This is a genomic window from Acinetobacter sp. ANC 3832, from assembly GCF_002135415.1.
Lineage (GTDB): Bacteria > Pseudomonadota > Gammaproteobacteria > Pseudomonadales > Moraxellaceae > Acinetobacter.
In genome coordinates, this window is the sequence record NZ_NEGJ01000010.1 from 50,839 (window position 1) to 76,901 (window position 26,063).

Consider the following 26,063-nt stretch of genomic DNA (forward strand, 5'->3'; position numbering starts at 1 on the left):
CCTTCTAAATATTATCATCATTGATCTTTACAACAACATAACCTGAAAACTATTATGAACAAAATGATTTAATTCAATACTAATTTATGAATACTATACATAGTAAACCCATTATTGATCTGGCCGTTTTTCACCGTATTGATATAAATTTATATCCGCTTTTTATTGCGATTTATGAGCAAAATAGTATTTCTAAAGCGGCTCAAATTTTATCGATTACACAATCTGCTGCAAGTCATGCCTTACAACGACTAAGACAACAACTACAAGATGATTTATTTGTTCGTGCAGGCAGTAAAATGTTACCAACACCCTTTGCTGAACAAATTTATCAACCTATTCAAAATGCCTTATATGCCATACAAAATATTGCCATTCAAAAACAGCAATTTGACCCTACTTTGGTGAAAAGCTTAAAAATTGCGATACATGATGAAATTGAACCGATTATTTTCCCTAAACTGATTCAGCACTTTCAAAAGCTGAATTTAGAGATTGAATTTTTAAGCAGTAAATTAGACCGTAAAAATGTTGTAGCTGATCTTGCTGCACAACAAATTGATTTTATTATTGATCTTGAACAAAGTTATGGAGATAAAGTGCAATATAAAAACTTAGTCCAAGATCATTTTGTGGTGTGTTCTCAGCAAAAAAAAATTGAGTTAGATGATTATTTTTCAGCACCACATATAGGTGTTTCATCACGACGTACAGGGGTTTTATTAGAGGATATTTATCTGAATAAGAAAAAATTGACACGTCATATTTTTTTACGTTGCCAGCATTATTCCACAGCTTTACAAATTCTTGAACAATATCCTACTGTTATGCTAACAATCCCTCGTGGAATTTTATCGCATTTAAAAATCTCAAATTCGATTCAAATTTTTAAATCGCCTGTTGATTTACCGATTGTGAATATTGGAATGTATTGGCATAAGGATCTAGAGCAAAATTTGAGATATGTGTTTTTAAGAAATGAAATATTAAAAATTTTTGCTTAGGCTATTTTAGTTGTATTTAATTGAATGAATTTTTATAAAAACATTGTTCGTTTGATTTTTAATCGTTTAGAATATATAGGCTTTATTCTGCACAAAAAAAATTAAATGAGATATAAACATGACTTTTGAAAACCCATTAGCTCAACAAAATACACCACTACCTTTTAAGCAAGATAATCCATTTTCACCAAAAGGTCGTTTTGGTCGTTTATCCTATATTGCGTGGCTATTCATCACGAGTATGCTGTATTCGTGCGCTCTCTTTATTGTTTTTGGGGTTGCTGCTGTTGCATTATTAAAATCAGGTGCTGGCTTTGACCCAACCTTGTTGATGACAACTGGCTTAGGCATCTTTACAATTATTTTATTTATTGCCGTTATCATCATTTTTACAGTGGTTTCAGTTTGCCTCTGTATTCGTCGTTTACACGATTTGAATAAAAGTGGTTGGTTGTGGTTACTCTTCCTCATCCCTATTGTGAATATTATTTTTGGTATTTATATTTTTGTTGCTAAAGGTACAGATGGTCCAAATAATTATGGCCCTAAACGACCAACAGAACAAACTGAAAAATTACTCGGTATTGTTTATAGCGTATTTTTAGCCATTTTTATTGTGGCGTACGGCGGTATAATTGCATGGGCTTATTCAATGCAAGGACAACTTCCTTATAGTCAAATGCAAAGCTATGAGCATGATATGGAAGAAATGAGCGAAGCTTCTCCTGTACAAAGTGAGGAAATTCCTGCTGAAGCAAATACAGAAGAAACAACTCAAGAAGAGCATGCCACTGAAGAGTCACATGATACGGTAGAAATAAATACTGAAAGACCTGCAACAGCGCAATAAAATTATGTTTTAGACTCTTTTTCTTATTAAAAACGGCTTTTAGGGCACAGTGTATATGTGCCCTTTTTAATTTTGATTTTTTGATCTTATTTTATTATTTTGAATTGTCATAAAAATTTAAATCTGCTTAGGCTATTTTATAATTCTTGCTAATTCACTCTGAATCAATTGTCTGAGCTGAGTCATACATAGTTTAATTTCTGTATCATTGAGTGAGGAAAAGCCAAGTACAAAGCCATATTCGAGATCAAAGTCATAGAACTGGCTTAAACGAGTGATATAAATCTTTTGAACTTCCGCAGCTTTGACCAAAGCATCTTCAAGTGAGCTTGGAATTATTTTTTTGAAATAACAAGCAATCTGCATCGACGGATGATGTTCTTTAATAAAACAAAAATCACTTAGGTATATTTCAAAATATTGTTTAAATGCTAAATAACGCGTTAGGTAAATCTTTTGCATCTCTGCTAAATATTCAGCGTAATAGCCTTTTTGCATAAAGCTCGCCAGAATCGCTTGATAATATTGAGACGGCGCACTACCCTCAATATAATTCCGATAACGTTTAAAAGGTTCAATCAGTTGATTGGGTAAAATAAGATAAGAAAGCTTTAGACTAGGTAAAATATACTTGCTGAAAGATCCTAAATAAATTGTTCGCTGATAGGGATCAAGACCTAAAATTGCTGAATTTTCAGCCTTATTCAGCATAAAAGCATCATAGTCATCTTCAATAATATAGGCCTCATGTTTTTGAGCATAATCAATCACCTGCTTTTTCCTTGCTAGGCTCATTTGAATCCCACTCGGATATTGATTTGCAGGTGTTATATACATTGCTTTAACACATTCAAGCTGTTCGCACTGCTCTATTTGTAGGCCTTGTTCATCTAAGACAATGCATTGGACATCTAAATTCATCATTTTAAATAAGTGATAGGCATTTGAGTAATAAGGATTTTCTAAAATAATACGATCATTTTCTTGAAATAACACTCGACCACATAAATATAAAGCCTGTTGTGTACTATTTACGATCAGTACATTTTCTGCATTAATATGGCAATCTCGATTTAAATTAACCAAATGTGCAATTTCATGGCGGAGTTGCTCATTCCCAGCACTATTATCTTTCAGGAAAATTGATAATCCATTTTGGGTCAGCACATCCTTTTCAGTGTCATACCATTTACGAAAGGGAAAGTTTCGAATTTCAGGCATACCATCTGCGAAAAAATTTAAATTTTGATCAAAAAAAAGGGCTTCAAGTCGTTCACTATTTTCAGGTAAAGAGTAATGTGTGTTCTGTTGATCTATGACTGTTTTTGTAGGGGTTGCCTTTGCAAAACTTCCTTTACCTTTAATACGATAAAGCATACCTTCTTGTTCTAATTGATCATACGTCTTTTCAACGGTATCGCGTGATACACCAATGGTTTCAGATAAAAATCGACTTGAAGGACATTTAAAATCTTGTTGTAATTGCAATTGAATCAAACTTTCTTTAATCGCCAAATAGACCTTTGTTTTTAATTTTTTCTGCTTAGAATTTGATAAATTCCCCTGAAGTATCTGAATAAACTCATTCTGTTTCATTTCATATCCAATTTGAAATTAATAAGTGTTTACTTGAACCTGCACTCAATTTACATCTCACATAATGATCTTAAAATTGATTAAGAAAATATTGCTATTTGGCATCTGTGTGATGTTTAAAAATCGTTTCTGTAAACTCACCAAAAACTGATAATTTTTCAAAAATATGTTCGCCATAGAGTAAATCATCAATTAGATGTTGTGCTTTATCAAGCTGAATATTAAATTGCTGGCTCACCAATGGCGCATTGGCTTTTGCTATTCCTCGGCACACATCCGCGATATCATCTGATTTTTTCTTCCAAAAAAGTTTTTTTAAATCAATTTTATGAAAATCAAAGCTATCTTCTATAGGTGCTATTTCAGTGAATGAAATATGGGTAATCTGTGTAAATGCTTCCCTTTTAATACCTTCTAAGCCAGCATCTCCAACTAGCATAATATGCTGACAATGGGAATCTAGTAATGCACGACATAATGCATAAATAAGGAATTCTTTCGCATCTAATTCATCAGCGACGAGATCTAAACTTAAGTGCATTTCTTGCATAGATCGTTGCTTTTCTAAATGAACCGCATCTAATGTAAAGTAATGTGGATAGACCTCTTCAAGCGTACTTTCTTTTTGAGCAATATAAACGGTCGTTTGATTTAAAACGGCACCAATAAAGGGTGAAAATAAATAGCTTAGGCTATTTCCTATAGAAGATGCTTGAAGAATATATTGATGTGAATTTGTTTCATGTTGTCGGAGAATTAAACTTTGTTGAAGTGATTGATTTAATTGCTCGATCGAATGAAAACCTAATAATTGCAAGAGCTTATGAATATCGAATTCAAGAACATCAAATAAATTTAAAATATATTGTAAATCTAAGCTTTGTTGCATAACGCTCTCATTTGAAATCCGATCTCTGTCCAAATACTATATTTTATATTCATTACTAAATGGGTCTGAAACACAACAACAAAGTGGTCTGAAATAATCAGACCACTTTAACAGATTCATTTAATGACTGAGGACATTAAACTAAATATCTTAAAAACTAAGATACATTTAACTTACAGCCGTCGACTAAAACGGCGACGATATTCTAATGGGGTCAGCCCTGTTTTCTTTCGGAATAATCGTCTAAATGAACTCGGATCTTGATAACCCACTGCCTGCATAATCACATCAATTGAATGTTCTGTTTCTTCTAAGCGCTTTTGTGCTGCTTCTATACGTATCGCTTGAAGATAACGATTTGGTGGTAAATTCAAAGCCGAATTAAAATGTCGAATCAATGTTCTGAGTGTCACATTAAACTGTTGTGCCAAATCTTCTATGCTAAATTGTTCATGAAAATGCAGTTCTAACCATTTTTGGACTTTTTGTACCAATTCATCTTGATGAGGTTTCGCAATTCGCATTAAAGAATAAGACAATTGGCTATCACGGCGATAATCAATAATGACGAATGATAAGGTTCTTTAGCTCTGTGTTTATTTGCAGCACGTTTAATTGATGAGCACAAAGCCAATGCAGATGAAGACAGTGCAATTCTGCTCGACTTAATTACACCTGTGGTTAAATCATTCCCATCGGCTTATGGACCTAAAGCCAATGACCTTGCCATTCAAGTGCTTGGTGGTGCCGGTTATACCCGTGAATATCCTGTTGAGCAGTATTACCGAGATAACCGCCTCAACCCTATTCATGAAGGAACCGATGGCATGCTGATGTGTTTGACGGTTTCTTCTGTGGTGAGTTGTTTGAACTTCTTCCCATGTACGGCACTGTTGCCGACCATGCGGATGTTGTCCATTTTGTCCCCAATATAGGGCGGTATCAGGTCTTTGAATTTGTTATCGTTGAGTAAGTTTTGCAGTTTTGCATCGTAGGGTTGGGTGAGTTTTTTATCATATTGATACAGCCACAGCACTAGGTTTTCGAGTGAGGTACGAGCTGCAGCAAGGGAAAATTGTGGAGAAATATACACAAGCTTTTCGGATTCTTTAGCAATCGCGGCCAAACTTGAAAAATCAGGTTCTAGAAACTGAAAGTTGCTCATTATTCCCTCAAAATATATTTTTAAATCTTCATTATTTACATACTATATCTCAATTAAGTTATTGAATTAAGGTCTAATTATCTAAAGTCTAAATAAATTTAATTAGCTTCATATCTAGAAAAAATTATTTCAAATTTACACAATATTTTTCCATAGCTTACTGTATTCAATAAGAGATGGCTCTGTATTTGCTACATATAGAATACTACTTTTCCCAGATTTTAAGCGGGTAATAGCGGTATACAATAATGCATACTCTTTATGTAAATGCATTTTGTCCCAAACCACTAGCAGTGCTTTAGCTTCCCAACCTTTAAAACTGTGTACTGTGCAAACTTTTATTTTTGTATCGCCCTTAAAAAACCACATTTTTTTTTGTCTAGATTCGGCAGGATCATTTGAAAAAATATCAATATGTTTCAAATTGAGACTATCTAAAGCTTGGCAAACATTCATGCCTATTTCATGAGTTTGAACTAAAATTGTGATATCAGAATTACTTAACTGCAGTTTTGTAATTTCATTTCTAAATTTTTTAAAAATATCAAAAAAAGAAGAAGAGTCTAGAAATTTAAGGTTTTCCCAAATCAATGTTGATTCTTCAATAATTCCAAAGTCAAATGAGTCTTGATGTGTATTTTTAGACTCAGACTTTATAACCTTTTCTTGTGGTAAAAACATTTCAGCAAACTTGTTTGCTAAAGGAATTAAGTTATCTGGTAATCTATACGTTTGCTTTAGTTCAGCCCAAGCCCCCTTAAACCCAGCATTTTTCATAACATCATCAGTCCATAAATCTGCAGATGAATAAATATCTTGTGTTGTGTCTGCGCATAGTAGCATTTCACCACCATCAGCTAATAATTTTTTTAAGATATCCCACCACTTCGGATTAAAATCTTGTCCTTCATCTACTAATATTGCATCATATTTTTCAGGCTCACTTATTTCTATCGCCTGATTAATTAAAGAACAAAATTTATCATTTTCAGGAAAGGAGAGACCTTGCTTTTTGGCAGTATGAAAAAGATCTGCATATTCTTTATCCAAACTGGCGTCATAGCATAATCTTCTGCATTGGTAATGAAAATTAAGCCATCTCGCATCAGTTCTTATTTTTGAGTATTCTCTTACAGCTAGATCTTGTAAGTAATTCAATAGTGTAATGTTAAATGTAACGATCAATACAGATTTTTGTTCTCTTAATAAAGTTGCTGCACGGCCTGCAATAACAACAGATTTACCTGACCCAGCAGGTCCTTTTAAACGACGAAAACCTGATTCTGTACGTTCTTTTATAAGTTTTTGCTGTTGAGGGTTGTATTTTATAGGCTCTCTTTGTTCTTTACTCGATTCAGGTTCAATAAGCCAAATTCTCAATTGTTGAGCGATAATTTCATTCATAAATTGAGATGAATAGCGATTTATACCTGAAGGAAAGTTTTCAGCTAGATTTTTTGAAAAACTTTCTTTGGAAAAAATGAGATAACCATTATGTTGAGCTTCCTCATTAGGCGCAAAAATTTTTCTATTTCGACTTTGAAATATAGGTTGGAACAATGTTTCGACATTTTCTTGTGTTGCTGAAGGTAGTACTAAGCCACACGAAACAACTATGGAATGTTTAGGTCTGCTCAAAATTGGGCAATATAAATCTAAGATTTCTTTACGATATAGGAGTAGTTGATCAACAGGATTTTTCTTTACGTAAGATATTTTTTCACCTTGATGATTAATTGCATACAGGTGCACTTTTCCATTAGTTTTTGTTTCAATGCCATATTGCATTGCATTAAAGTCCCAATTTTTGACTTCAAATACACCAACACCAATTTTGGGGTGAAGAATAACAACATCAGGGCATAACCCATTTAAATGTGGCTGGATATAGATCTCCCAATCTTTAGGAAGATGCTCATCCAAATATTCAATAAATTGTTTTTCACCACTTTCTAGTGGTTGGCGTAATTTATCCCAATCTGCTTTAGGTGGTGAAATAATTCTTTGAGTTTTCATTATTTATTTTTATCTGGATTAATGAACCACCATATTAGGGTTGAGATAACTGCTGTAGGCATTAAAATATATTGTATTTTTACACCAACGTAACTAAACATAGACACACACAATATAATCAAAGCAATTGATATAAATGCTATCCATCCAAAGAATTTTGTTAAAGAAGATCGAATTTTGTACATCATCTTAAATTAATTTAAATTTCGAATAACTTATTAAATATTAATGTATTACTTATATCAACTCTTATTTTGATTAAAATATTAAAAATGGTATTGCTATCAATACCACTTTCTAAACTTAAAATTAAATTTTATAAAGTGCCATTAAATGCTTGGTTTTGTAATGACTCAAATAGATTGTTTACTTGATTTCTCGCACTTTTCAATTCAGTTTTCATCTTATCAATTTTTTCAGCAATGAGAAAAAAATTGTTCTGAATTTCAATACTTGGCGCAATTAATGGTAATGACCCTACAATGGTTTTATTTAGATTTGCCATTGTCTGACCTTGTGACACGTTTTCCAAATATCTTTTTATTGAATCTGAAGATAATAACAATTCTAAGAAAAATGGATTAATTTTCTTTACATTAGGTCTAAGAAAAAGACTACCTGTCCCACATAACCAACCTATTTCATTTTGAGTTACTACAGCACATCTTCCCATTTCACCACGACGACCTAATAAAACATCATTCAGTCTAAGATGATATTGAGTTAATTCTTCATACTTCGATTGGCTTACTGTTAATTTATGATTAGGAACAATTTTTCCATTTTTGTTATGTGATGGATTTATTAAAGGAATTCCATTCTCAATATAATCCTCTTGATGTAATTGAGTTCCGAAAGGGCCAATCTGAATTAAATCTACTTGTTCTGAAAGTTTTTTAACCTCGAAACCTTTAGGATTACTCACAGGATCGCCAAACATATCAATAAAGGTGGCTTGTAAAAGATGATCTAACTTTTTAATCGCTTGCTGACGTTTTTGGCGTAACGTATCCGCTTGATCTAAAATAGATGCAATTCGGCGTTGTTCTGCAAGTGGTGGGAGTGGGACAGATACAGACTTAACTAATTCTGTATTTAAGTTTTTTACGACAGCACCTGCTGCTAAACTTTTGAATTTTTGATACATAAAATCACTACCCAATAAATGATAGAAATAATCTGTGTCTACTTTTGATTTATCTGCACTCAATACCAGCCAGCCATCGTGAATACAACCTGTTGTTTTCATGATGTATGGACGACCAAAACTCATAGAGTTGGTCAATAAGAAATCATCAGGATGTACTAAACGTGTTTTATGAAGACCGTCAGGTTTAATCTTTTTTTCAGTTTTATAAATATATTTTGAACTATTAGAAGCATCTTTGATGCTAATCCAATTTAATCCATTAGGATCATCAGTAATATATTGGTCAATTGGACGTGGAGAGCCACCACGAGCGATTTCAAAAATATCGCCTAACTTAACTTGTTGCCAACTCACTTAAGCATCTCCTTAAGCGCAGCTATTCCTTTTAAAATATCCTGCTCAAGCAGTTCTAAATCCGCCAAAATTTTACTTGGTGCTTCATATTCCACTTGCTCATATACCACTTCTTTATAACGGTTAATCGAAAGATCATAACCATTGGCAGCAATTGCAGCTTTATCCACCATAAAGCTTTGATCAGTCGCCTTACGAGCAGCTTCAGCAGCTAAGTTATTAAAACGAGCAATCAGGTCAGGAATGTTGTTATTTTCGTGCTTTGACGCATCAAGTTCATTACGCTTATCGTCAAGCGAATAACCATCTGCCTGCATATCATAAAACCAAACTTTGTCCGTACCGCCCGACATGGTTTTGGTGAAAATCATAATTGCAGTTGAAACCCCTGCATACGGTTTAAACACCCCTGATGGCATCGAGATAATCGCTTCTAACTTTTGCTCTTCCACAATTTTTTGACGCAAATCTTTATGCGCTTTAGATGAACCAAATAATCCCCCATCAGGTACGATCACCGCAGCACGACCACCTGTTTTCAGCAAACGTAAAAATAAAGCTAAAAACAACAATTCAGTCTTTTTAGTTTTAACAATACTTTGAATATTTTTGGCACAAGATTCAGCATCCAGACTACCTGCAAAAGGCGGATTGGCTAAAATCAAACTATACTTACTTTCAATATGCGAATGTGCTTCACTTAAAGAATCACGGTTTTCGATACTCGGATTTTCAACACCGTGCAACATCATGTTCATAGAACCAATACGAAGCATGGTGCTGTCAAAGTCATAACCAAAAAAAGTTTCTTCGCTAAAACGCTTAGCCGCTTCAGGATTGGCAAAAATCTCGGTACTGTGATGATCGTTCAAATACTCACTTGCAGCCACAAGGAAGCCTGCTGTACCACAAGCAGGGTCACAGATGGTATCGGTTGGTTTTGGCTGCATCAGCTCCACAATCATTTTAATGATATGGCGAGGTGTACGGAACTGACCATTTTGACCTGCTGATGCGATCTTACCGAGCATATACTCGTAAATATCACCCTTAGTATCTTTATCATCCATAGGCACTTCAGCCAACAGATCGACCACTTTGGTTAATAAAGCAGGCGTAGGAATGGTAAAACGAGCATCCTTCATATGATGGCTATAGGTGGTTTCGTCTTCTACACCCAAGTTCTTAATGAACGGAAAGACCTGATTGGCAACGGTGCTATAAGGCATTACTTACTAGACTCAAACTCCATGGAGTTGTTACTTCATTAAGTGCCAATATTGATGCGGTATATTCAAATAAAATTAATTTTGAAGAGGCTCTAATTGATGCTTGTAACACAGAATTATTAATCCGAAACTCAAGATCAATCGATCGCCTTATAAGAAGTGCAAATCTAAGATATCCTCATGCACGGATTGATGATGTGAACTTTGAAGTTAATCGTAGCGGTTTGACTCAGCAATCTATCAATAGATTTTCAGAGTGCACATGGATTCATAATCATAAAAATATGAATTTATTAGGTTCAACTGGTATTGGCAAAACATGGCTTGCTTGTGCCTTTGCAACTAAGGCTTGCTCGAAAGGTTACAAGACTAAATTCTTTAAATATTTTGAGTTTATTGCTTTATTTGAAAAGGCAGTGGACAACACAATTGATAAGCAGTTAATCAAAAAGTTAATGACATTTGATTTACTCATAATTGATGATTTTGGGCTTACCTCTATTCCATCAGCTGTAGAAGGAATTTTATTAGATTTTATTGATAATTTTTCAATGCAAGGGAGTTTACTTATTACAAGCCAATTCTCTTATGATGTTTGGTATGAGAAATTTAATGACCCTACGATTGCTGATGCAATTCTAGATCGAATTATTCATAACTCTTATACATTCGAAATTAGTGGAGACTCGATGAGAAAAATTAGATCTTTCGATGAAATCGCCACTCTTTAAGAGTGGCTGGTTTTGTAGTGAAATGAGTGGCAGATTCAAGGTGTGATATACACACTTTATCAATAAATTCTAAACAATAATTCCATGTGTCACAAAATCATTGGGTATTTCCTCGGGGAAATATCAGACCAAGCCAAATCATTGAAAAGAAAAACTTAAAAAGTGATTTTTTCTATTTTCTCATACTTAAAATAATATAAGTCATAAAAAAGCAGATCGATTGATCTGCTTTGATACAGTTAATTTTCAAATACAATCATTTAAATACTTTAAAACGAGCAGCATTATCAATAAATGATTTCTCGCCTGCGGGTGCTTCTATTGAACCTAACACCAACTGAGCACGTAACTTCCAATTTGAAGGCACTTCCCATTTGGCATGTACTTGCTCATCAATGATTGGATTGTAATGTTGTAAGGATGCACCAATGCCATGCTCTGCTAAAGCCGTCCATACGGCGAATTGTGCAATTCCTGTTGAATGCTCTGCCCATACTGGGAAATTATCTGCATACGCTGCAAATTGATCTTGTAAGGTTTTTACAACGTCCATATCTTCAAAAAATAAAACGGTGCCAACACCTGCAGCGAAACTATCAATTTTACCTTTGGTACGCGCTTCTGCTTCATCATTCTGTAAAAATTCTTTTAACTTGTTAAAAACCAAATCCCAAAATTCCTCATGCGCTTTGCCAAAAAGTAAAACGGCGCGCGAAGTCTGCGAATTAAATGCAGAGGGTGCATGGACAATCGCATTTTCAATAATTTCAGTCAGCTCATCTGGGCTTTGTTTTACATTTTTTCCAATTGAATAAATCGTACGGCGGTTTTCTATTAATGCTTGGAAAGTATTTGGCATTTTTTATCCTCAGTTGTTATGTAATTTTTAGAGTATAAAATGCTTATGAGACATGAAAATGATATTTATTGTGGTTTTTCGTTTCAAATTTTAATAACAAACCAGTTCATAAATACATTAATAAAAAAGGACAGAAAATCTGTCCTTAATTTTGCGATCGAATAGATTAAATCAATACCTTACTCATTTGAATAAATAAGGACTTATACAAAATATCTCATTATTTAAACTTTGCATTTAATACGCTAGTTGATACATCATTTTTCCAAAGATCACGTAACACTGGAAGATAGAATTTCTCACCTAAATCCACCAATTCAGCATCAATCAAACCATGAATTTCATGCATAAATAAATAATCTAATTCAACTGTAGATAATAGCTTTTGCTGTTTTTTAAATTCTTTCCGCTTCGCCTGTGCCTTTTTCACCATCTGGTCAGCGAACGCTTTATCTTTATATTGGCTAATGGCTTGTAGGCGAAGTTCAATAATGCCCCATCCGCTCAATAGTCTTTTGAAAATTTCAAAATCTTTGCTTGTAGATTCCCAAGTCATCTCTTCTAAGTTTTCATCTTCAGGCAAAACTGGAAGAAGTAACTCCATAATACTGGGGAAAATCTTTTTAAAACTTAAAATAAATTTAACAGGATGCTCACCTGGATAATCCTTAAACTGTACCTTTTCCTGAACATCTGTTAAATAAACATCTAGCATAATCATCATCAATAAAAAAACTCTAGGGAGTATTGTACGCACTTACACCCCAGATAAAAACTATTGCTGATGATTAAATTCATGCTTTCGCTTTATTTGGCATTTGGGTGAACCATTTTTTCAGGTTGTACCACTTCATCAAATTGTTCTGCTGTCACCAACGTTAATTCAACAGCAACCTCTTTTAAAGTCTTGCCTTCTTTATAAGCAGTTTTTGCAACTTTAGCGGCATTTTCATAGCCAATTACAGGATTAAGCGCAGTCACTAACATTAAAGAGTTATGTAAGAAGTAATCAATTTTTTCACGGTTGGGTTCTATCCCTACAGCGCAATGCTCATTAAAGCTATTACAAGCATCACCAAGTAATTGAATAGATTGAATCAAATTATATGCAATAACTGGCATAAAAACATTCAACTCAAAATTACCCGATGCGCCTGCAATATTAATGGTCGTATCATTCCCCATCACTTGTGCAACCACCATGGTCATTGCTTCACATTGGGTCGGATTGACTTTACCCGGCATAATACTTGAACCAGGTTCATTTTCTGGAATATGCAATTCACCCAAACCACAACGTGGACCACTAGCTAACCATCGCACATCATTGGCAATTTTATTTAAACTTGCCGCTAAGGTTTTAAGCGAACCAGAAGCAAATACTGCTGCATCACGTCCTGCCAAAGCTTCAAATTTATTCGGATTGGTAATAAATGGTAAACCTGTGAGTTTTGCGAGTTCTTCCGCAGCTTTTTCTGCATAGTCTGGATGCGCATTTAAACCGGTACCAACCGCAGTACCGCCTAAAGGCAGCTCATACAACCAAACAAGTGCCTGCTGTAAACGCTTTACACCATGATCTAACTGCGCCACATAACCACTAAACTCTTGCCCTAAAGTTAACGGCGTTGCATCTTGCAAATGAGTACGACCAATTTTAACAATATCTTTAAATTCTTCAGATTTTTGATTTAACGTATCGCGTAATTGCTTCACCGCTGGAATGAGTAATTCATTGATTTGTAAACTTGCAGCCACATGAATAGCTGTTGGAAATGAATCATTGGTTGATTGTGCACGATTGACATGATCATTGGGATGGACTGGTTTTTGTGAACCTAAAGGATTGCCTAATTTCTGATTGGCGATATTGGCAATCACCTCATTACAGTTCATGTTACTTTGCGTACCTGAACCTGTTTGCCAAACAACCAAAGGAAATTGAGCATCCCATTTGCCTGAAATAACTTCATCTGCCGCATTGACAATATATTGAGATAATTCATCTGGAATTTGTTTAAGTTCCGCATTGGTTATTGCGGCTGCCTTTTTGACTAATCCCATTGCACGGATCATCGGTCTAGGCATATGTTCTGAACCGATTTTAAAATTTTCGATACTTCGTTGAGTTTGTGCACCCCACATTGCATCACTTGGAACGGCTACATCACCCATTGTGTCGTGTTCAATACGTGTTTGCATATCAACCTCTTTTCCTAATTAAGATCATTAGATTTCTTGCATAAAGCCTTTTATTTCTCCTCCCAGGAGAAATAAAAGGCTTGTCTATACTTATGTAAGATGTCTATTACTTCAGTCAATTTATAAATAATTACAGGCTTAGTAAAACATAGGCTCATTTCAGTATATTAATCAACAGAAAATGAATTGTAAATAATAATCATTATCAAATATTTAAAATTTGGTTATTTGAAGTTGAATGTATTTTTATAAAAACGCCATTCATCCTCAATCATTTGTTGTATAGAACGTTTGGCTTTCCAATTCAAGATTTTGAATGCTTTTTCACTATTTGATGCTGTTTGTGCTAACTCTACAAATGGATATGGTGCTTCAACGGTTTTAATCTCTGTTTGAGTAACTTGAGCAACAACATTTAATAATTCTTTGATGGAAAATGTCTCTCCGTAAATATCAAAACTTTCACAAACATTATGCTGCTCTTGCAACCAATGCAAACTAATCAAAATTGCTTCACACACATCTAATACATGCACAAAACTACGTTGCACAGTTTGATCTTCTGTATCTGCAAAATTTTGTAATTCAATTGCTTCTCTTTGATTGGCTGCAACCTGCATGCTCAATGGCACAATATTCTTAGGCAATGGTGGCACCAATTCACCTAAAACACCATGCTCAAATGCACCAACGACATTAGCTACTCGCAAAATGGCAACACGCCACTCGCTGTCTGTTCTACATGTATCTTCAATAATCGATTCGATCATTTGCTGAGATTTTATATAAGGATTCGGATAAGTATAATTAAAGGGTTGTGATTCATTTAAACTCAGACTTGATGTGCCATAGACTGCCAAACTGGAGACATGTACCAAACTACGCACACCAGTGCGTTGCATGGCACGTAATAAACTCATGACACAACTAATATTATCATTATAATATTCAAGTGGTTTTAAGCGAGATTCTTCGATCGATTTAAAACCTGCTGCATGAACCACTGAATCAATTGAATATTGTTCAAATACTTTATTTAAAGCAGGTGTATTTCGTACATCTATTTTAACAAAAGGAATGTAAATTCCTGAAATATATTCAAGTCTTTCTAAGGTTTGTAAGTTTGCATTGGCTAAGTTATCAACAATGACGACCTCATGCCCTTGAGCAAGCAAGCTTAAAACCACATGCGAGCCAATAAAGCCTAAACCACCAGTCACTAAAATCATTGTTTAGATACTCCCTATAATAATCAAATACTTGTATTTAATTGGTGTATTTTTGGTGTTCTCACTAACTTATCCACATATCCTAAACGCAAAAATTGACTAAAATATTTTCTTAAACCAGCTAATATACAAGAGCTTTATCAGATTATTTTATAGCTTGTTCATATTGCATGTGTTGCAGTTATGACTATTAACTGTATATCGTTTATGACAAGTAATAACTTCTCAATTTTTATTCAAGCTATGTTTCAATTTTAGAAAATAGACTAGAAGACCTGAAATTAATTCGTTACACATATAATGCAAGAGCTAAATTAAAATCAGCTTATGTAAAATAAAATACATAAGCTGATTTTGGTTAATTTTAGAAGAATTTATCTGTTAATTAATGACCGTCACCATCTGCAACTTCAGTCACGATTTCATTTTTCTTATCAGATTTTGCCTCTCGATCATAGATAACTTTTCCATTAAAGACCGTCATTAAGACTTCTACTTTTTCTAAAGCAGTAGGTGCTACATTGAATAAATTCTGACTCATTACTACTAAATCTGCAGCTTTACCTTTTTCGATTGAACCTGTCTCTTTTTCAGCAAAAATTGCTTCAGCTCCATTAATAGTATGGCTAGCGATCATGTCATCAAGTGATATACCTGATAGTACTCCTTGAGCTATCCGAGTCATTGGAAAAAATTCACGGACGGGATAATCACTTGAAGACGTTAGCGATACACCTGCATCAAAAAATGCTTTCGGCAATGGATGACCATCGGCACGAACACCTAGAGCAAGGAAGCGTGGGATAGTTGGAATTGCCTCAGTACTTACATGGGTGATCATATGTCGCGCATCACGCTTACCATTTTGTTGTTGGGCGTACTCGAAGGCATCTAACATTAAATTGTAGGTATTGGTTGGGCCAATATCATGGATATAAACACGAAATTTTTCTTTATCTAATGCTGCGACTGTTTTCTTTAAGACCTCTTGATCCCATACAACTGATCCATAGGTACTACCAGCTCCAGTACCGAAAATTTTAATAGAGTCTGTTTTAAAGAACTTACCTTTATATTTAGCTCGACGTTCAATAAAGCCAGGTATTTGTTCAGTACCACGATTTTCATCAGCCCACTGTAAAAGATCATAACGCACGGTCAATTTAGATTCAGTATCTAATACCTTCATCGCTTCCAAGAATGTATCTGTCGGATAATGAATTGGAACCAATACTGAAGTTACTCCACGCTGTGGTGCAAGCTCCTGTTGGAATGAAAGTACTGCTTTTTTATATTCATCTACAGTGAAGTCAGATTGCGGTAATACACTAATCACTAAATTCTGTGCACCGAATTCTCGAAGGATGCCCGTAGGTTTGCCCTCAGAATCTCGATCAATAAAACCACCTGCAGGATTTGGTGTTTCAGCAGTAATACCTGCATTTTGCATTGCACGGGTATTTGCCCAGACCTCATGATGTCCGTGCGTAATAAATACTGCAGGAATATCTTTCCCTACAATCTCATCAAGTAATTGTGCAGGTGATTTACCTGTTGTTTTTGCTTGTTCAAGGACATATTTTAAATCCCATCCCACACCTCTTACTTGTTTGGCATCTGGCTGTTTAGCCAGAAATTCTTGTGTAGCTTGTTTATAACCATCCAGTGTCTGCGTATCCAGATTAACCCAATACATTGATTCAGCACGTAAATAGGCATGATTATGTGTATCAATAAAACCTGGTAGTAACATCTTGCCTTTTAAATCGATGATTTCAGTTTTTTGACCACGCCAGTCTTTCAGACCAGAATTATTGCCAACATAGACAATTTTGCCATCTTTAACAGCAACAGCTTCTGCTTTAGAGCGAGCAGCATCTACCGTATACACAGAACCATTCTCGAAAATTAGATCTGCCTGTTGAGAGCTATTAATATTATCGTCATTATTGCCACAAGCAATTAATGATATAGCCAATGTAGTGACTACTGATCCAGTCCAAATATGTCGTAGTGATGATTTCGCTAATGGAAATTTAGATAGACTTGGAAATAGTTGCTTCATGCTAATTTCATCCTTGTTTTCATCATATATTTACTGTGTTTTATTAATGCTTAAATAAGCTTAAATTGTGTATTTTTGGGTGTCTCAAGCCATTTTTGATAATATGACTAAGTTAGTGAATGAGATCTTGCAAGTCAAAAACCTCATAGGTATATCTTTATGCGATAATAGTAGGCCTGTTTTATAACTGTTCTTTTATTAACCAATAAATATTTTAAGTATGTTGAGAATACTGATTTTTTAAATTTTGAAAGCAAATTAATGAGACACAACTTATCACTTGTTTAATTTTTCAGCTTGACTAAAAAACTATCTTAAAAATAGCAATAAAGCTTTAAAAATTAAGAGAAATTTTAATGGGTTTTATTATCAATAGTTTTGTTTTGATATCTAATCGTAATAAGCAGTTGATTTAAAGCAGTTGCAGTATTCTTGTAGGACAAAGCCCTATACAGTCCTCGCCTAGCATATGACTTACTTACCATAAAAAATATAATAAAAGAAAATACGGGGGGAGGTTGTACAGATAAAATAGATTCTCATAATTTCAAAAATAATATAACAACCAATTGTTTTTAAAAAAATTTTAATTCTTTATTTTTAATAGGATTCGCCGAATTATTTAGATATCATCCAAAACCATTGTATACTACCTATTTGTTAACAAATGAGATTCACGGACGGTTTGCCGTGTATCCATTAAGTGAAGTTTCAATGAGTACCTTATTACTGATTACCTCCGCACCCAGTGCGATCTTTGCATGGCATGCTCTTGGCCTTGCACAGACTTTAAAAGAAAAACAACAAGAATTCCGTGTGTTCTTCTATCAGGATGCTGTTTGCGTGGCGAACAACCTACAATGGGTTCCTGATGATCAGCGGAATTTAACCATTGAATGGCAAAAACTGGCGATACGTCTACCTGTGTGTGTAAGTGCCGCTTTAGCACGCGGTATTACAGATCAAGAAAATGCGCAAAGACATCAAATTCACACGCATAATCTTGCACAAGGTTTTGATCTTGTAGGCTTAGGTGAACTTGCTGATGCCGTTCAATCCGCAGATCGTCTCATTCAATTTTAAGTCGTTCTATTTGTTATATTGTTGCAATTGAAAGGTAAATTGTGTGAAAACTGTACTCGTCATATTAACTCAAGCCAATTTAAACAGTATGCAGATTCATGAAAGCTTATCTGCGACCATGGTTCTTGCAACTTTTGGTAGTGAAGTCAAAATCTTACTACAAGATGCAGCCTTGAGTTTATTAAAAGCTGATCTTGCCTTTGATGGCTTAAAACATGCTTTTAAATTGGGTTCAAATATGGTGGATAGCTTTGAGTTTTACGACTTAACCCCAATTCTGATTGAAAATAAGAATAAAAATTCTAAATTTGTAAGTCAGTCTGAGCAAGAACTTGAATTTATCTATTTAAATAGTACATTTATTCAATCTTTCGATCATGTTTTGTATTGGTAATTTGAGTGAATCCTAATGTCTAATCCAACTTTATATTTAATCCAATCAAACTTTAACAATACAGATGCGATGATCAATTCATTATTGCAACTTTATACACATAATGATGCTGTAGTATTTATGGGTGAAGCTGTACTTTTTATTGAAGATGAACGATTACAGCATTTAAAAAATATTTACGCCTTAGAAAATGATGCTGAAATATTGTCTCATGCTCCACCATCTTCCATTCAATTGATTACTTATGCTGAATTTGCAGATTTAGTTGTTAATTTCACACGCAGTATTCGTTTAAAATAATGAGCTATATTTACATAGAATCTTTTAATTTCTTTTTGAAGAAGAAAAACAAAGAGATTTATAAATATTTATGCTGAAATTGCTCATATTTGAGTTCTATCTTTTTTAATTGAATTAATCTTCAATTTTCTTGTTTAAACATTGCATACATACTTAGGCTATTTTATGAACGTTTTACTTGACCTACAACTTGATCAGGATGGTCATTTAGTCGACTACACCATTTGGAATGAAGATGTTGCTCAAGAACTGGCTAAAAGTTTAGATTTAGACTTAACACCGTGGCATTTTGAAATTTTACAAGCAGTACGCCAATTTTATGCACAGTTTGGGCATTCTCCTGCAACACGTCCACTAATTAAATTCCTGATGAAATCAGTCAGTCCTGACATTAACAATGCTGTCTTACAGGAAAAATTTAATACAGGTTTAGTGGCTCGTCATTTAAGTAGATTGGCTGGCGTACCTAAACCTGCAAATTGTTTATAATCTACATCTTAATTAGATACTCTGCATTAAAAACTTTTTGATTTCATAAAAATAAGAATCAACAGTTTTTATAAATATTTATCTAGCAGATCCATTATATGGTTTTAATTAAGCCTTTTTTTGCTGTTCTAAATAAGTGAAATACGCTTGTGTTAGTTGTGGCTTGACCTGACGAGCATGTACTTCTCCCCCGCACTCTGAACAATTCATAGTAGGTTTAAAAGTATGACCACAATTTTGATGAAGATAAATTAAAGGTTGACCTAAGCCCTCATCCATCCATTTATCTGCCCAATTGGTCATAGTCAGCAAAATAGGATAAAGCTCTAAGCCTTTTTCAGTCAGGCGATATTCAAAGCGTTCTTGGCGATCTGTATAAGGAGTTTTGACTAAAATTTCATGTTCAACCAAACGCTTTAAACGCTCTGATAGTACATGCCGAGTTACACCTAGGTTTTCTTGAAAATCATCAAAACGACGCATGCCCATAAAAGCATTACGTAAAATAAGCATTGTCCATCGATCACCCAGAACCGATAGTGTTCGAGCAATTGAACATGGTTGTTTGCCAATTTCTTCCCATTTCATTGATTTTTAACTCTCGCTTTAACTGCTTTACTCTACTCATACAGTGGTTTTTTGGGAAGTGTTATTTGTGAATAAGTATTTTTATATTATTTATCCTTCATTTCAAACATCGTAAACTTAAAATTATCTTTATAACTAATTTCTTCTGGGCGTTCTTCATTCATCTTGTTTTTCTTGATCACATTCGCATGCCATACAAGTACGGGCTTAATATTGAGCAATATACGTCTTGCTATAAAGTTAGCAACATCAAATGGATAAGAAAATTATATTGGTTTAAGCAAGACTCAGCTTAATTTAGTAAATTTTATGTATCACAAATATATCTTTTAAAAAAATTAAATCTATTCAAATTATTAACGTAAATACTCACGTAAAAAACCCGCCTTTCACAGCGGGTTTAGGACGTCACCAATCATGAATTGATGATTAAAACATTGCAAAATACTAGACCAGGGAAAATCAAATATAGCGTTGTTTTAATAGGTTTATTATTCATTTTTTTAGCAAAAACATCTTATCATTTTCTGCCATTTTCATGTCATTTCCTGACAATCACGATTTTCAGATTAAATTATTTCTCTTTTTTCACTGCTGCACAAAAAACTTGTGCTGTCATACCAGAGTCTATAAAACTTTGTTTTTGTCTTTCTAAAAAATTATGCGCAATCGTAAACATGATATTGGCTGTTTCTAATTCAGTATTCTCTTTGGATAAATGGGCAATATGCTCATAAGCCTCTATACGTGAACAAAAGGCTTGTTTTTGCATAGTTGCATTTGAATGTGCTTCAGGCTCATCTAGTATCTTCTTAGTCTCATTCACTTGATTAGTATATTGTTGAATCAACTGGTTGTATTCAACTTGTGTCAATTTTCCTGTTGAATTCGCATTACTAAATGTACTCATCAAACCGATGAGTACAAAAACCAGTTTATTTTTCATCATTGCTTGTTTAAATTCCATTTTCTGAACAATTTGAATCTTTATTATTTTAAACTTTAAATTGCATCCGCTTTCCACACATCTTCATAATCATCTGCATCAATCATAAAGCGGAAACCTTCTTCTAAAGCTAAATAAACCAATGCATCTGGAAAAATTTCTTCTAATTCTTTTACGGTGATGATTTCAAAAAAATCAGCCCCCTCTTCAAGCTCTCCACCATAAATAAACCAAGCCACATGATCTACATCTGGTTTTTTACGTAAACCAACAATCGGCTCTTTATTTAAAGTGTGCTTAGCAACAGCAACCAAATCATCTTCATTGACTTTGATATATTTAGAATCAAACTCCTCACAAACCAACTTTTGTTCTTCAATAAAATCTTGCAGCATGAATGATTCCAGCTTAATCATAAGTTCAACGCCAATTCTAAGCGCATGATGCTATAGACACAACAAATCCAATGAAAGAATCTTTTTAAAAGAAGATTATTTTATTAATCTTGATTTAGTTACAATTTCAAGTTAAAGAAATGAATCAACTTAACGCTCTCTCCATTTACACTCAGTCGCTCAAAAATAAACGGTATCACTATATTTAACCTCAATTTATGAATACTGCTTTCCTTATAAATACATCACTGCATTTTGAAATAAGTGATTAAATTTTTAAATACAATGATGTTAAAGATAAAGAAGAAGAAGAAGAAGAAGAAGAAATCACACCCATTTGATACTAAACATCTGGCTTAAAATTTTTAAAATCTAAAATCACAATTAACCCTTGATTCCCTTCGGACTTTAAAATTAATTGATATCCATATTGTTGTAATAAAATCTTTGACAATGATAAACCTAAACCATGTCCTTGGTTTAAAGCTGTTTTACGCCAAAATCGTGTTGTAGCTATTTCTAAATCTTGTTCATTTAAGCCAATACCAAAATCTTGAATATAAAGTTGTTGATTTTGTTGATAGATGTGAATTGATTGCTTAGTCTGTGAATGTTTTAGACTATTTTCTATTATATTTTTTAGGACGATGTGCATGGCATCATCTGAAAATTCAACGGTTGTTAATGAATTCCACTGCACCTGTATTTTATCATTAATATTTTGGTACTCATTATTTAGTTGGCTTATAACAACTTGAACAATTTTCTTTAAATCGACTATTTGTTTATGTTCACTAATTTGATGTTCTGATTGACTTAAAAGAAGTAATTGTTCAAGCAGGTTTTGATAACGAATAATGCTACTTTCTGCATCACTTAAACAATCAACGACCTCTTTATGATCGGATTTTTGCTCTGCAATCATTTTCCCTAATTGCACATTGGTTTTAATTGCAGTTAAAGGGCTTCTTAACTCATGTGCGGCATAGGCACTAAAGTTTTTTTCATTCTCTAAACTTTCATGTAAGCGTGTTACCAATTGCAAAATATTTTCAATAAAAGGTTGGATTTCCTTAGGAATAGTTGTCAGCTCAAGCTGTGATAAATTATCTAAAGACAATTTCGGCTGATGTTCATCTTGAATTAAAGACAATGTTATTTTTTCAATAGGTCGAAACTCAACTTTGATAATCCATAAAATTAGAGCCACACAGAGTATTAATGTCAAAATAAGCGGATATAAAATAGATTTTAAAATTTCGGTAAGTAGTGATTCTCGAAGTTGAATTTTCTCTGCGGCAACAACTTGAAGTTGATCCTTTTTAAAAGCATAACTTCTCCACGCAACACCATTTTCAACCCATGTACTAAAACCTTCTTCACGAGTGGCTAAGCTATCAGGTGCTCCCTTCGTGCGTGCCACGACTTGTTGATTTACAACAATGTCTGAACTAAAAAAGGAAACTTCACATGCAATTAAATTTTGTTGATTCAGCTCCGAAACAATAGGAACTGCGGTTTGAACCAATTGACTGGGTGGAATCTGACTTAAAAGACGTGCCACCATTTGTGTAGATGCAGATAATCTTTCATCTAAAGTTTCGGTCATCTTCTTTTCTAAATTAAAATATAGCCATGCAAATGCAACTGCCCATACTAGAATAAATGCACAAGTAATACTGAAGACAAGTCGCCATTTCAGACTATAATTTTTCACTATATCTACCTAACTTTTGTGCACTGGAGTTGCATGAAAAATATAGCCCACACCACGTATCGTTTGTATTAACTCTGCACCAATTTTTTGGCGTAAATGAAAGACATGCACATTTAACGCATTACTCTCAATATTGTCCTGAAATCCATATACTTTATCGATCAAAATATCGTTTTTCAGGACTTGATTAGGATGCAACATAAAAATTTCAAGTAAGGCATATTCACGGCGAGATAAAATCAATTCATTGTTTTTGAAATATACTTTCTGCGATGCTTTATCTAATTGAATATCCGCCAATTCAAGCAGATTTGATGCATAACCTCGGTGACGTCGCCCTAAAGCATGAATACGTGCAATTAATTCGGTTAATTCAAATGGCTTGGTTAGATAATCATCTGCACCACAATTCAAAGCATCCACACATTGTTGGGTTTGATTTCGTGCTGTAAGGACTAAAACAGGCAACCCTATTTTTTGCTCACGCCATGTTTTTAATAATTCCAATCCATCTTGATCTGGCAAACCTAAATCTAACAGGCATAAATCAACAGCAGAATTTTTAACAAAATAATCTGCTTCTTTAGCAGTACTCACATGCTCAATCGAAAACTTTAGATGTTCGAGTGCTAAACGAATACTTTTTGCGATAAAAGGATCATCTTCAACCAATAAAATAAACATAAGCGCTCCCTAAAGTTGAATATCTTACAAAGAAAAACAACAGTTAATGTTCCCTTAATCTAGTTCTATGGATAATAATGGGGAAAGGAATATATTGGGAATGATACATTTGCGTGCCTTATTAAGCTTATGCTTTTTGTCTATTATCAGTTTGAGTTCGCCAAGTTTTGCGAATGAAGGCTTTTTACCACCAGATCAAGCTTTTCAATTTTCAGCTGAGTCGATGAGTAGTCAAGAGGCAAAATTAAAATGGAGTATCGCACCCCATTATTATCTCTATCACGACCAATTCAAAGTCACCGTCAATAATGCTCCGATTAAAATTGACTTACCCAAAGGGCATGAAAAAAATGACCCAACTTTTGGGGTGACCGATGTACATTACAACCAAGTCCTTGCCACTATTAAAGTCAAGCCGAATACAAATTATCAAGTGTTTTGGCAAGGTTGTGCGGAAGATGGTTTGTGCTATCCCATGCAACGTACAACCATTCATACGGATGCAGATGGATTATTTCCGCAAAACTCAGGTATGAATAAAGGCTTATTACAATCAAATCGTTCTAATAACGCTTCTTTCGATTCTAATTTAAGTGCAAATTCATCTAATCCGAATACAACTTCCCAAACCAATTTACTCAATGCAAAAAAAGACGATAAAGTTGATTTAGCGATAAATCTCAATACAGATCAAAAAGCAAAAATTTCAATTTCAAATCCACAAACTGAACTTAAGAATACTTCAGAAGACCTTCCTTCTCTTGAAGTAAAAACGGATTCAGCGATTGATTCATCATCCATTAGTAGTCCGATAACGAATGATACTAATCTTTCAAAGAGTGCTGTAAAAGACGATACAACGTCATTACAATGGAATGATGATCAATCATTTTTTAAACTTTTATCCAAAGATTCTCTATTTTTCAATCTCTTTATTTTCTTTGTACTGGGTATTCTTCTTGCATTTTTACCTTGCTCATTACCCCTGATTCCGATTCTTTCAGGAATTATTGTACAACGAGCAACAGGTTATAAAACCATTGTCATTGCTCTGAGTTTTGTCATTAGCATGGCGATTGTTTATAGCATCATGGGGATTGTTGTCGCTGAAATTGGCTATAGCTTCCAAAGATGGTTCCAAAGCCCCATTGTGGTTTCTTTATTTGCCATTTTATTTGTTGTTTTGGCACTGAATTTATTTGGCTTATATCAACTGTCTTTACCACAATCCTTAGTACAAAAATTAGGAAATTTACAAGATAAACAAAAAGGTGGCACAATTTTAGGTGCTGCTGTGATGGGTGCTTTATCTGCGCTGATTGTAGGACCATGTATGAGTGCTCCGCTTGCAGGCGCATTGCTCTTTGTTTCTCAAATGCACAGTGCTTTCTTAGGTGGATTATATTTATTCATTCTCGGTTTAGGCATCGGTTTACCACTCTTTATTGCAAGTGTTTTCGGTTCACGCTTCTTGCCTAAACCTGGCGTATGGATGGATCGACTCAAAATTAGCTTTGGCTTTGTGATGTTAATGATGGCGGTATATTTCATCCGTCCTATGATTTCATCTGTACTTTACTCAGCACTTTTAGCGATTCTTTGTATCGTACTTGCGGGCTACTTATTTAAAATTCTTCGAGATACAGCGAAAAACTCAAATAAAATCATCTTCGTTATTATCGCACTGATTAGCCTTACGGCTGGTGCTTGGAATATCAAACAAAGTATTTCTGCTTACCAAGTACATCACTCTCAGACTGAACATCTCATTTGGACAAAAGTGAGCACTGCTGAACAGCTTCAGCAAGCTTTGGAACAGGCGAAACAATTACATCAACCCATCATTATTGATGTCTATGCGGATTGGTGTGTGGCTTGTCAGCCGATTGAAAAAGAAGTCTTCCCGCGTACTGACGTACAACAAGCACTGAAAGATTTCACTTTAATTAAATTAGATCTGACTGAATATAATGCTTCACAAGATTTAATTCTAAAAGAACGTGAAATTTTAGGGCCACCGACCATGTTGTTTTTAGATGAAAATGCTCAAGAAATTCGCCAATTACGCTTTACGGGAACATTCTCTGCAAACCAATTGATGCAACAATTAAATAAAGCAGCTCAATAA

At 34.2% G+C, this 26,063-nt stretch carries 21 protein-coding genes and 5 pseudogenes; 9 read left to right on the forward strand and 17 right to left on the reverse strand.

Features of this window, described 5'->3' with window-relative positions:
* Positions 1-86 precede the first annotated feature (86 nt).
* Both B9T35_RS13555 and B9T35_RS13560 read left to right on the forward strand, forming a co-directional pair.
* A complete protein-coding gene (locus B9T35_RS13555; protein WP_086191641.1) occupies positions 87-1,004 on the forward strand; it encodes a LysR family transcriptional regulator in 918 nt (305 codons plus the stop codon).
* Between the two features lie 118 nt (positions 1,005-1,122).
* Complete coding sequence (locus B9T35_RS13560) at positions 1,123-1,854, forward strand: DUF805 domain-containing protein (protein WP_086191642.1); 732 nt, start codon at positions 1,123-1,125, stop codon at positions 1,852-1,854.
* Between the two features lie 132 nt (positions 1,855-1,986).
* Here B9T35_RS13560 and B9T35_RS13565 read toward each other — a convergent pair whose 3' ends face one another.
* The 3 genes and pseudogenes from B9T35_RS13565 to B9T35_RS13575 all read right to left on the reverse strand — a co-directional run.
* A complete protein-coding gene (locus B9T35_RS13565; protein ID WP_086191643.1) occupies positions 1,987-3,450 on the reverse strand; it encodes a PLP-dependent aminotransferase family protein in 1,464 nt (487 codons plus the stop codon).
* A gap of 94 nt (positions 3,451-3,544) precedes the next feature.
* Positions 3,545-4,339, reverse strand: coding sequence for a hypothetical protein (locus tag B9T35_RS13570; protein ID WP_086191644.1), 795 nt, complete (start codon positions 4,337-4,339; stop codon positions 3,545-3,547).
* A 173-nt stretch (positions 4,340-4,512) separates the two neighbouring features.
* A pseudogene (locus tag B9T35_RS13575) lies at positions 4,513-4,905 on the reverse strand (GlxA family transcriptional regulator); the annotation flags it as partial.
* A 12-nt stretch (positions 4,906-4,917) separates the two neighbouring features.
* Here B9T35_RS13575 and B9T35_RS13580 point away from each other — a divergent pair.
* Positions 4,918-5,169 (forward strand): annotated as a pseudogene (locus B9T35_RS13580) (acyl-CoA dehydrogenase family protein); the annotation flags it as partial.
* Here B9T35_RS13580 and B9T35_RS13585 read toward each other — a convergent pair.
* The 4 genes and pseudogenes from B9T35_RS13585 to B9T35_RS13600 all read right to left on the reverse strand — a co-directional run.
* Positions 5,169-5,504, reverse strand: a pseudogene (locus tag B9T35_RS13585) (DUF4145 domain-containing protein); the annotation flags it as partial. The pseudogenes B9T35_RS13580 and B9T35_RS13585 sit on opposite strands and share 1 nt — an antisense overlap.
* 135 nt (positions 5,505-5,639) lie before the next feature.
* Positions 5,640-7,520 carry a nuclease-related domain-containing DEAD/DEAH box helicase gene (locus B9T35_RS13590; RefSeq protein WP_086191646.1) on the reverse strand — a complete coding sequence of 627 codons (1,881 nt, stop codon included), beginning with the start codon at positions 7,518-7,520 and terminating at the stop codon, positions 5,640-5,642.
* Positions 7,521-7,836: 316 nt separating this feature from the next.
* Entirely contained in the window at positions 7,837-9,024 is a 1,188-nt protein-coding gene (locus B9T35_RS13595) for a restriction endonuclease subunit S (protein WP_213033370.1), read from the reverse strand.
* A pseudogene (locus B9T35_RS13600) lies at positions 9,021-10,247 on the reverse strand (HsdM family class I SAM-dependent methyltransferase); the annotation flags it as partial. The gene B9T35_RS13595 and the pseudogene B9T35_RS13600, both read right to left, overlap by 4 nt.
* 20 nt (positions 10,248-10,267) lie before the next feature.
* Here B9T35_RS13600 and B9T35_RS13605 point away from each other — a divergent pair.
* Positions 10,268-10,984 (forward strand): annotated as a pseudogene (locus tag B9T35_RS13605) (ATP-binding protein); the annotation flags it as partial.
* 256 nt (positions 10,985-11,240) lie between these two features.
* Here the strand turns inward: B9T35_RS13605 and B9T35_RS13610 are convergent.
* From B9T35_RS13610 to B9T35_RS18710, 5 genes are all read right to left on the reverse strand, one after another.
* Positions 11,241-11,843 (reverse strand): nitroreductase family protein, encoded by a 603-nt coding sequence (locus B9T35_RS13610; protein WP_086191647.1) that lies wholly within the window; start codon positions 11,841-11,843, stop codon positions 11,241-11,243.
* A 220-nt stretch (positions 11,844-12,063) separates the two neighbouring features.
* Positions 12,064-12,558 (reverse strand): hypothetical protein, encoded by a 495-nt coding sequence (locus B9T35_RS13615; protein ID WP_086191708.1) that lies wholly within the window; start codon positions 12,556-12,558, stop codon positions 12,064-12,066.
* 92 nt (positions 12,559-12,650) lie between these two features.
* Entirely contained in the window at positions 12,651-14,045 is a 1,395-nt protein-coding gene (gene fumC / locus B9T35_RS13620; protein ID WP_086191648.1) for a class II fumarate hydratase, read from the reverse strand.
* A gap of 224 nt (positions 14,046-14,269) precedes the next feature.
* Positions 14,270-15,274 carry an NAD-dependent epimerase/dehydratase family protein gene (locus tag B9T35_RS13625; protein WP_086191649.1) on the reverse strand — a complete coding sequence of 335 codons (1,005 nt, stop codon included), beginning with the start codon at positions 15,272-15,274 and terminating at the stop codon, positions 14,270-14,272.
* Positions 15,275-15,659: 385 nt separating this feature from the next.
* Positions 15,660-17,339 carry an amidohydrolase gene (locus tag B9T35_RS18710; protein WP_228147153.1) on the reverse strand — a complete coding sequence of 560 codons (1,680 nt, stop codon included), beginning with the start codon at positions 17,337-17,339 and terminating at the stop codon, positions 15,660-15,662.
* A 714-nt stretch (positions 17,340-18,053) separates the two neighbouring features.
* Between B9T35_RS18710 and tusD the strand changes: the two genes are divergently transcribed.
* The 4 genes from tusD to B9T35_RS13650 all read left to right on the forward strand — a co-directional run bounded on the left by tusD (position 18,054) and on the right by B9T35_RS13650 (position 19,605).
* Positions 18,054-18,422 (forward strand): sulfurtransferase complex subunit TusD, encoded by a 369-nt coding sequence (gene tusD, locus B9T35_RS13635; RefSeq protein WP_086191650.1) that lies wholly within the window; start codon positions 18,054-18,056, stop codon positions 18,420-18,422.
* A 43-nt stretch (positions 18,423-18,465) separates the two neighbouring features.
* Positions 18,466-18,816: a hypothetical protein gene (locus tag B9T35_RS13640; protein WP_086191651.1), complete on the forward strand. Its 351-nt coding sequence runs from the start codon at positions 18,466-18,468 to the stop codon at positions 18,814-18,816.
* Positions 18,817-18,831: 15 nt separating this feature from the next.
* A complete protein-coding gene (locus tag B9T35_RS13645) occupies positions 18,832-19,116 on the forward strand; it encodes a DsrH/TusB family sulfur metabolism protein (protein WP_086191652.1) in 285 nt (94 codons plus the stop codon).
* 165 nt (positions 19,117-19,281) lie between these two features.
* The gene (locus B9T35_RS13650; protein ID WP_086191653.1) at positions 19,282-19,605 is read left to right on the forward strand and encodes a TusE/DsrC/DsvC family sulfur relay protein; all 324 of its coding nucleotides are present in this window, start codon (positions 19,282-19,284) and stop codon (positions 19,603-19,605) included.
* A gap of 108 nt (positions 19,606-19,713) precedes the next feature.
* Here the strand turns inward: B9T35_RS13650 and B9T35_RS13655 are convergent, their stop codons facing one another.
* The 5 genes from B9T35_RS13655 to B9T35_RS13680 all read right to left on the reverse strand — a co-directional run bounded on the left by B9T35_RS13655 (position 19,714) and on the right by B9T35_RS13680 (position 23,935).
* The gene (locus tag B9T35_RS13655) at positions 19,714-20,193 is read right to left on the reverse strand and encodes a winged helix-turn-helix transcriptional regulator (RefSeq protein WP_086191654.1); all 480 of its coding nucleotides are present in this window, start codon (positions 20,191-20,193) and stop codon (positions 19,714-19,716) included.
* A 574-nt stretch (positions 20,194-20,767) separates the two neighbouring features.
* Complete coding sequence (locus B9T35_RS13665; RefSeq protein WP_086191655.1) at positions 20,768-21,160, reverse strand: hypothetical protein; 393 nt, start codon at positions 21,158-21,160, stop codon at positions 20,768-20,770.
* Positions 21,161-21,195: 35 nt separating this feature from the next.
* The gene (locus B9T35_RS13670; RefSeq protein WP_086191710.1) at positions 21,196-21,534 is read right to left on the reverse strand and encodes a hypothetical protein; all 339 of its coding nucleotides are present in this window, start codon (positions 21,532-21,534) and stop codon (positions 21,196-21,198) included.
* Positions 21,535-21,877: 343 nt separating this feature from the next.
* On the reverse strand, positions 21,878-23,251 hold the full coding sequence (locus B9T35_RS13675) for a sensor histidine kinase (protein WP_086191656.1): 1,374 nt from the start codon (positions 23,249-23,251) through the stop codon (positions 21,878-21,880).
* Positions 23,252-23,260: 9 nt separating this feature from the next.
* Positions 23,261-23,935: a response regulator gene (locus tag B9T35_RS13680; protein ID WP_086191657.1), complete on the reverse strand. Its 675-nt coding sequence runs from the start codon at positions 23,933-23,935 to the stop codon at positions 23,261-23,263.
* A gap of 100 nt (positions 23,936-24,035) precedes the next feature.
* Between B9T35_RS13680 and dsbD the strand changes: the two genes are divergently transcribed.
* Complete coding sequence (gene dsbD / locus B9T35_RS13685) at positions 24,036-26,063, forward strand: protein-disulfide reductase DsbD (RefSeq protein WP_086191658.1); 2,028 nt, start codon at positions 24,036-24,038, stop codon at positions 26,061-26,063.

What these genes read in the sequence shown, in the direction of transcription:
- B9T35_RS13565 (WP_086191643.1), bottom strand. Translation starts at nt 3,450, where the DNA reads ATGAAACAGAATGAGTTTATTCAGATACTTCAGGGGAATTTATCAAAT.
- fumC (WP_086191648.1), bottom strand. Translation starts at nt 14,045, where the DNA reads ATGCAAACACGTATTGAACACGACACAATGGGTGATGTAGCCGTTCCA.
- B9T35_RS13555 (WP_086191641.1), top strand. Translation starts at nt 87, where the DNA reads ATGAATACTATACATAGTAAACCCATTATTGATCTGGCCGTTTTTCAC.
- B9T35_RS13610 (WP_086191647.1), bottom strand. Translation starts at nt 11,843, where the DNA reads ATGCCAAATACTTTCCAAGCATTAATAGAAAACCGCCGTACGATTTAT.
- dsbD (WP_086191658.1), top strand. Translation starts at nt 24,036, where the DNA reads ATGATACATTTGCGTGCCTTATTAAGCTTATGCTTTTTGTCTATTATC.
- B9T35_RS18710 (WP_228147153.1), bottom strand. Translation starts at nt 17,339, where the DNA reads ATGAAGCAACTATTTCCAAGTCTATCTAAATTTCCATTAGCGAAATCA.
- B9T35_RS13615 (WP_086191708.1), bottom strand. Translation starts at nt 12,558, where the DNA reads ATGCTAGATGTTTATTTAACAGATGTTCAGGAAAAGGTACAGTTTAAG.
- B9T35_RS13560 (WP_086191642.1), top strand. Translation starts at nt 1,123, where the DNA reads ATGACTTTTGAAAACCCATTAGCTCAACAAAATACACCACTACCTTTT.
- B9T35_RS13650 (WP_086191653.1), top strand. Translation starts at nt 19,282, where the DNA reads ATGAACGTTTTACTTGACCTACAACTTGATCAGGATGGTCATTTAGTC.
- B9T35_RS13625 (WP_086191649.1), bottom strand. Translation starts at nt 15,274, where the DNA reads ATGATTTTAGTGACTGGTGGTTTAGGCTTTATTGGCTCGCATGTGGTT.
- B9T35_RS13645 (WP_086191652.1), top strand. Translation starts at nt 18,832, where the DNA reads ATGTCTAATCCAACTTTATATTTAATCCAATCAAACTTTAACAATACA.
- B9T35_RS13590 (WP_086191646.1), bottom strand. Translation starts at nt 7,520, where the DNA reads ATGAAAACTCAAAGAATTATTTCACCACCTAAAGCAGATTGGGATAAA.
- tusD (WP_086191650.1), top strand. Translation starts at nt 18,054, where the DNA reads ATGAGTACCTTATTACTGATTACCTCCGCACCCAGTGCGATCTTTGCA.
- B9T35_RS13670 (WP_086191710.1), bottom strand. Translation starts at nt 21,534, where the DNA reads ATGCTGCAAGATTTTATTGAAGAACAAAAGTTGGTTTGTGAGGAGTTT.
- B9T35_RS13665 (WP_086191655.1), bottom strand. Translation starts at nt 21,160, where the DNA reads ATGGAATTTAAACAAGCAATGATGAAAAATAAACTGGTTTTTGTACTC.
- B9T35_RS13655 (WP_086191654.1), bottom strand. Translation starts at nt 20,193, where the DNA reads ATGAAATGGGAAGAAATTGGCAAACAACCATGTTCAATTGCTCGAACA.
- B9T35_RS13570 (WP_086191644.1), bottom strand. Translation starts at nt 4,339, where the DNA reads ATGCAACAAAGCTTAGATTTACAATATATTTTAAATTTATTTGATGTT.
- B9T35_RS13680 (WP_086191657.1), bottom strand. Translation starts at nt 23,935, where the DNA reads ATGTTTATTTTATTGGTTGAAGATGATCCTTTTATCGCAAAAAGTATT.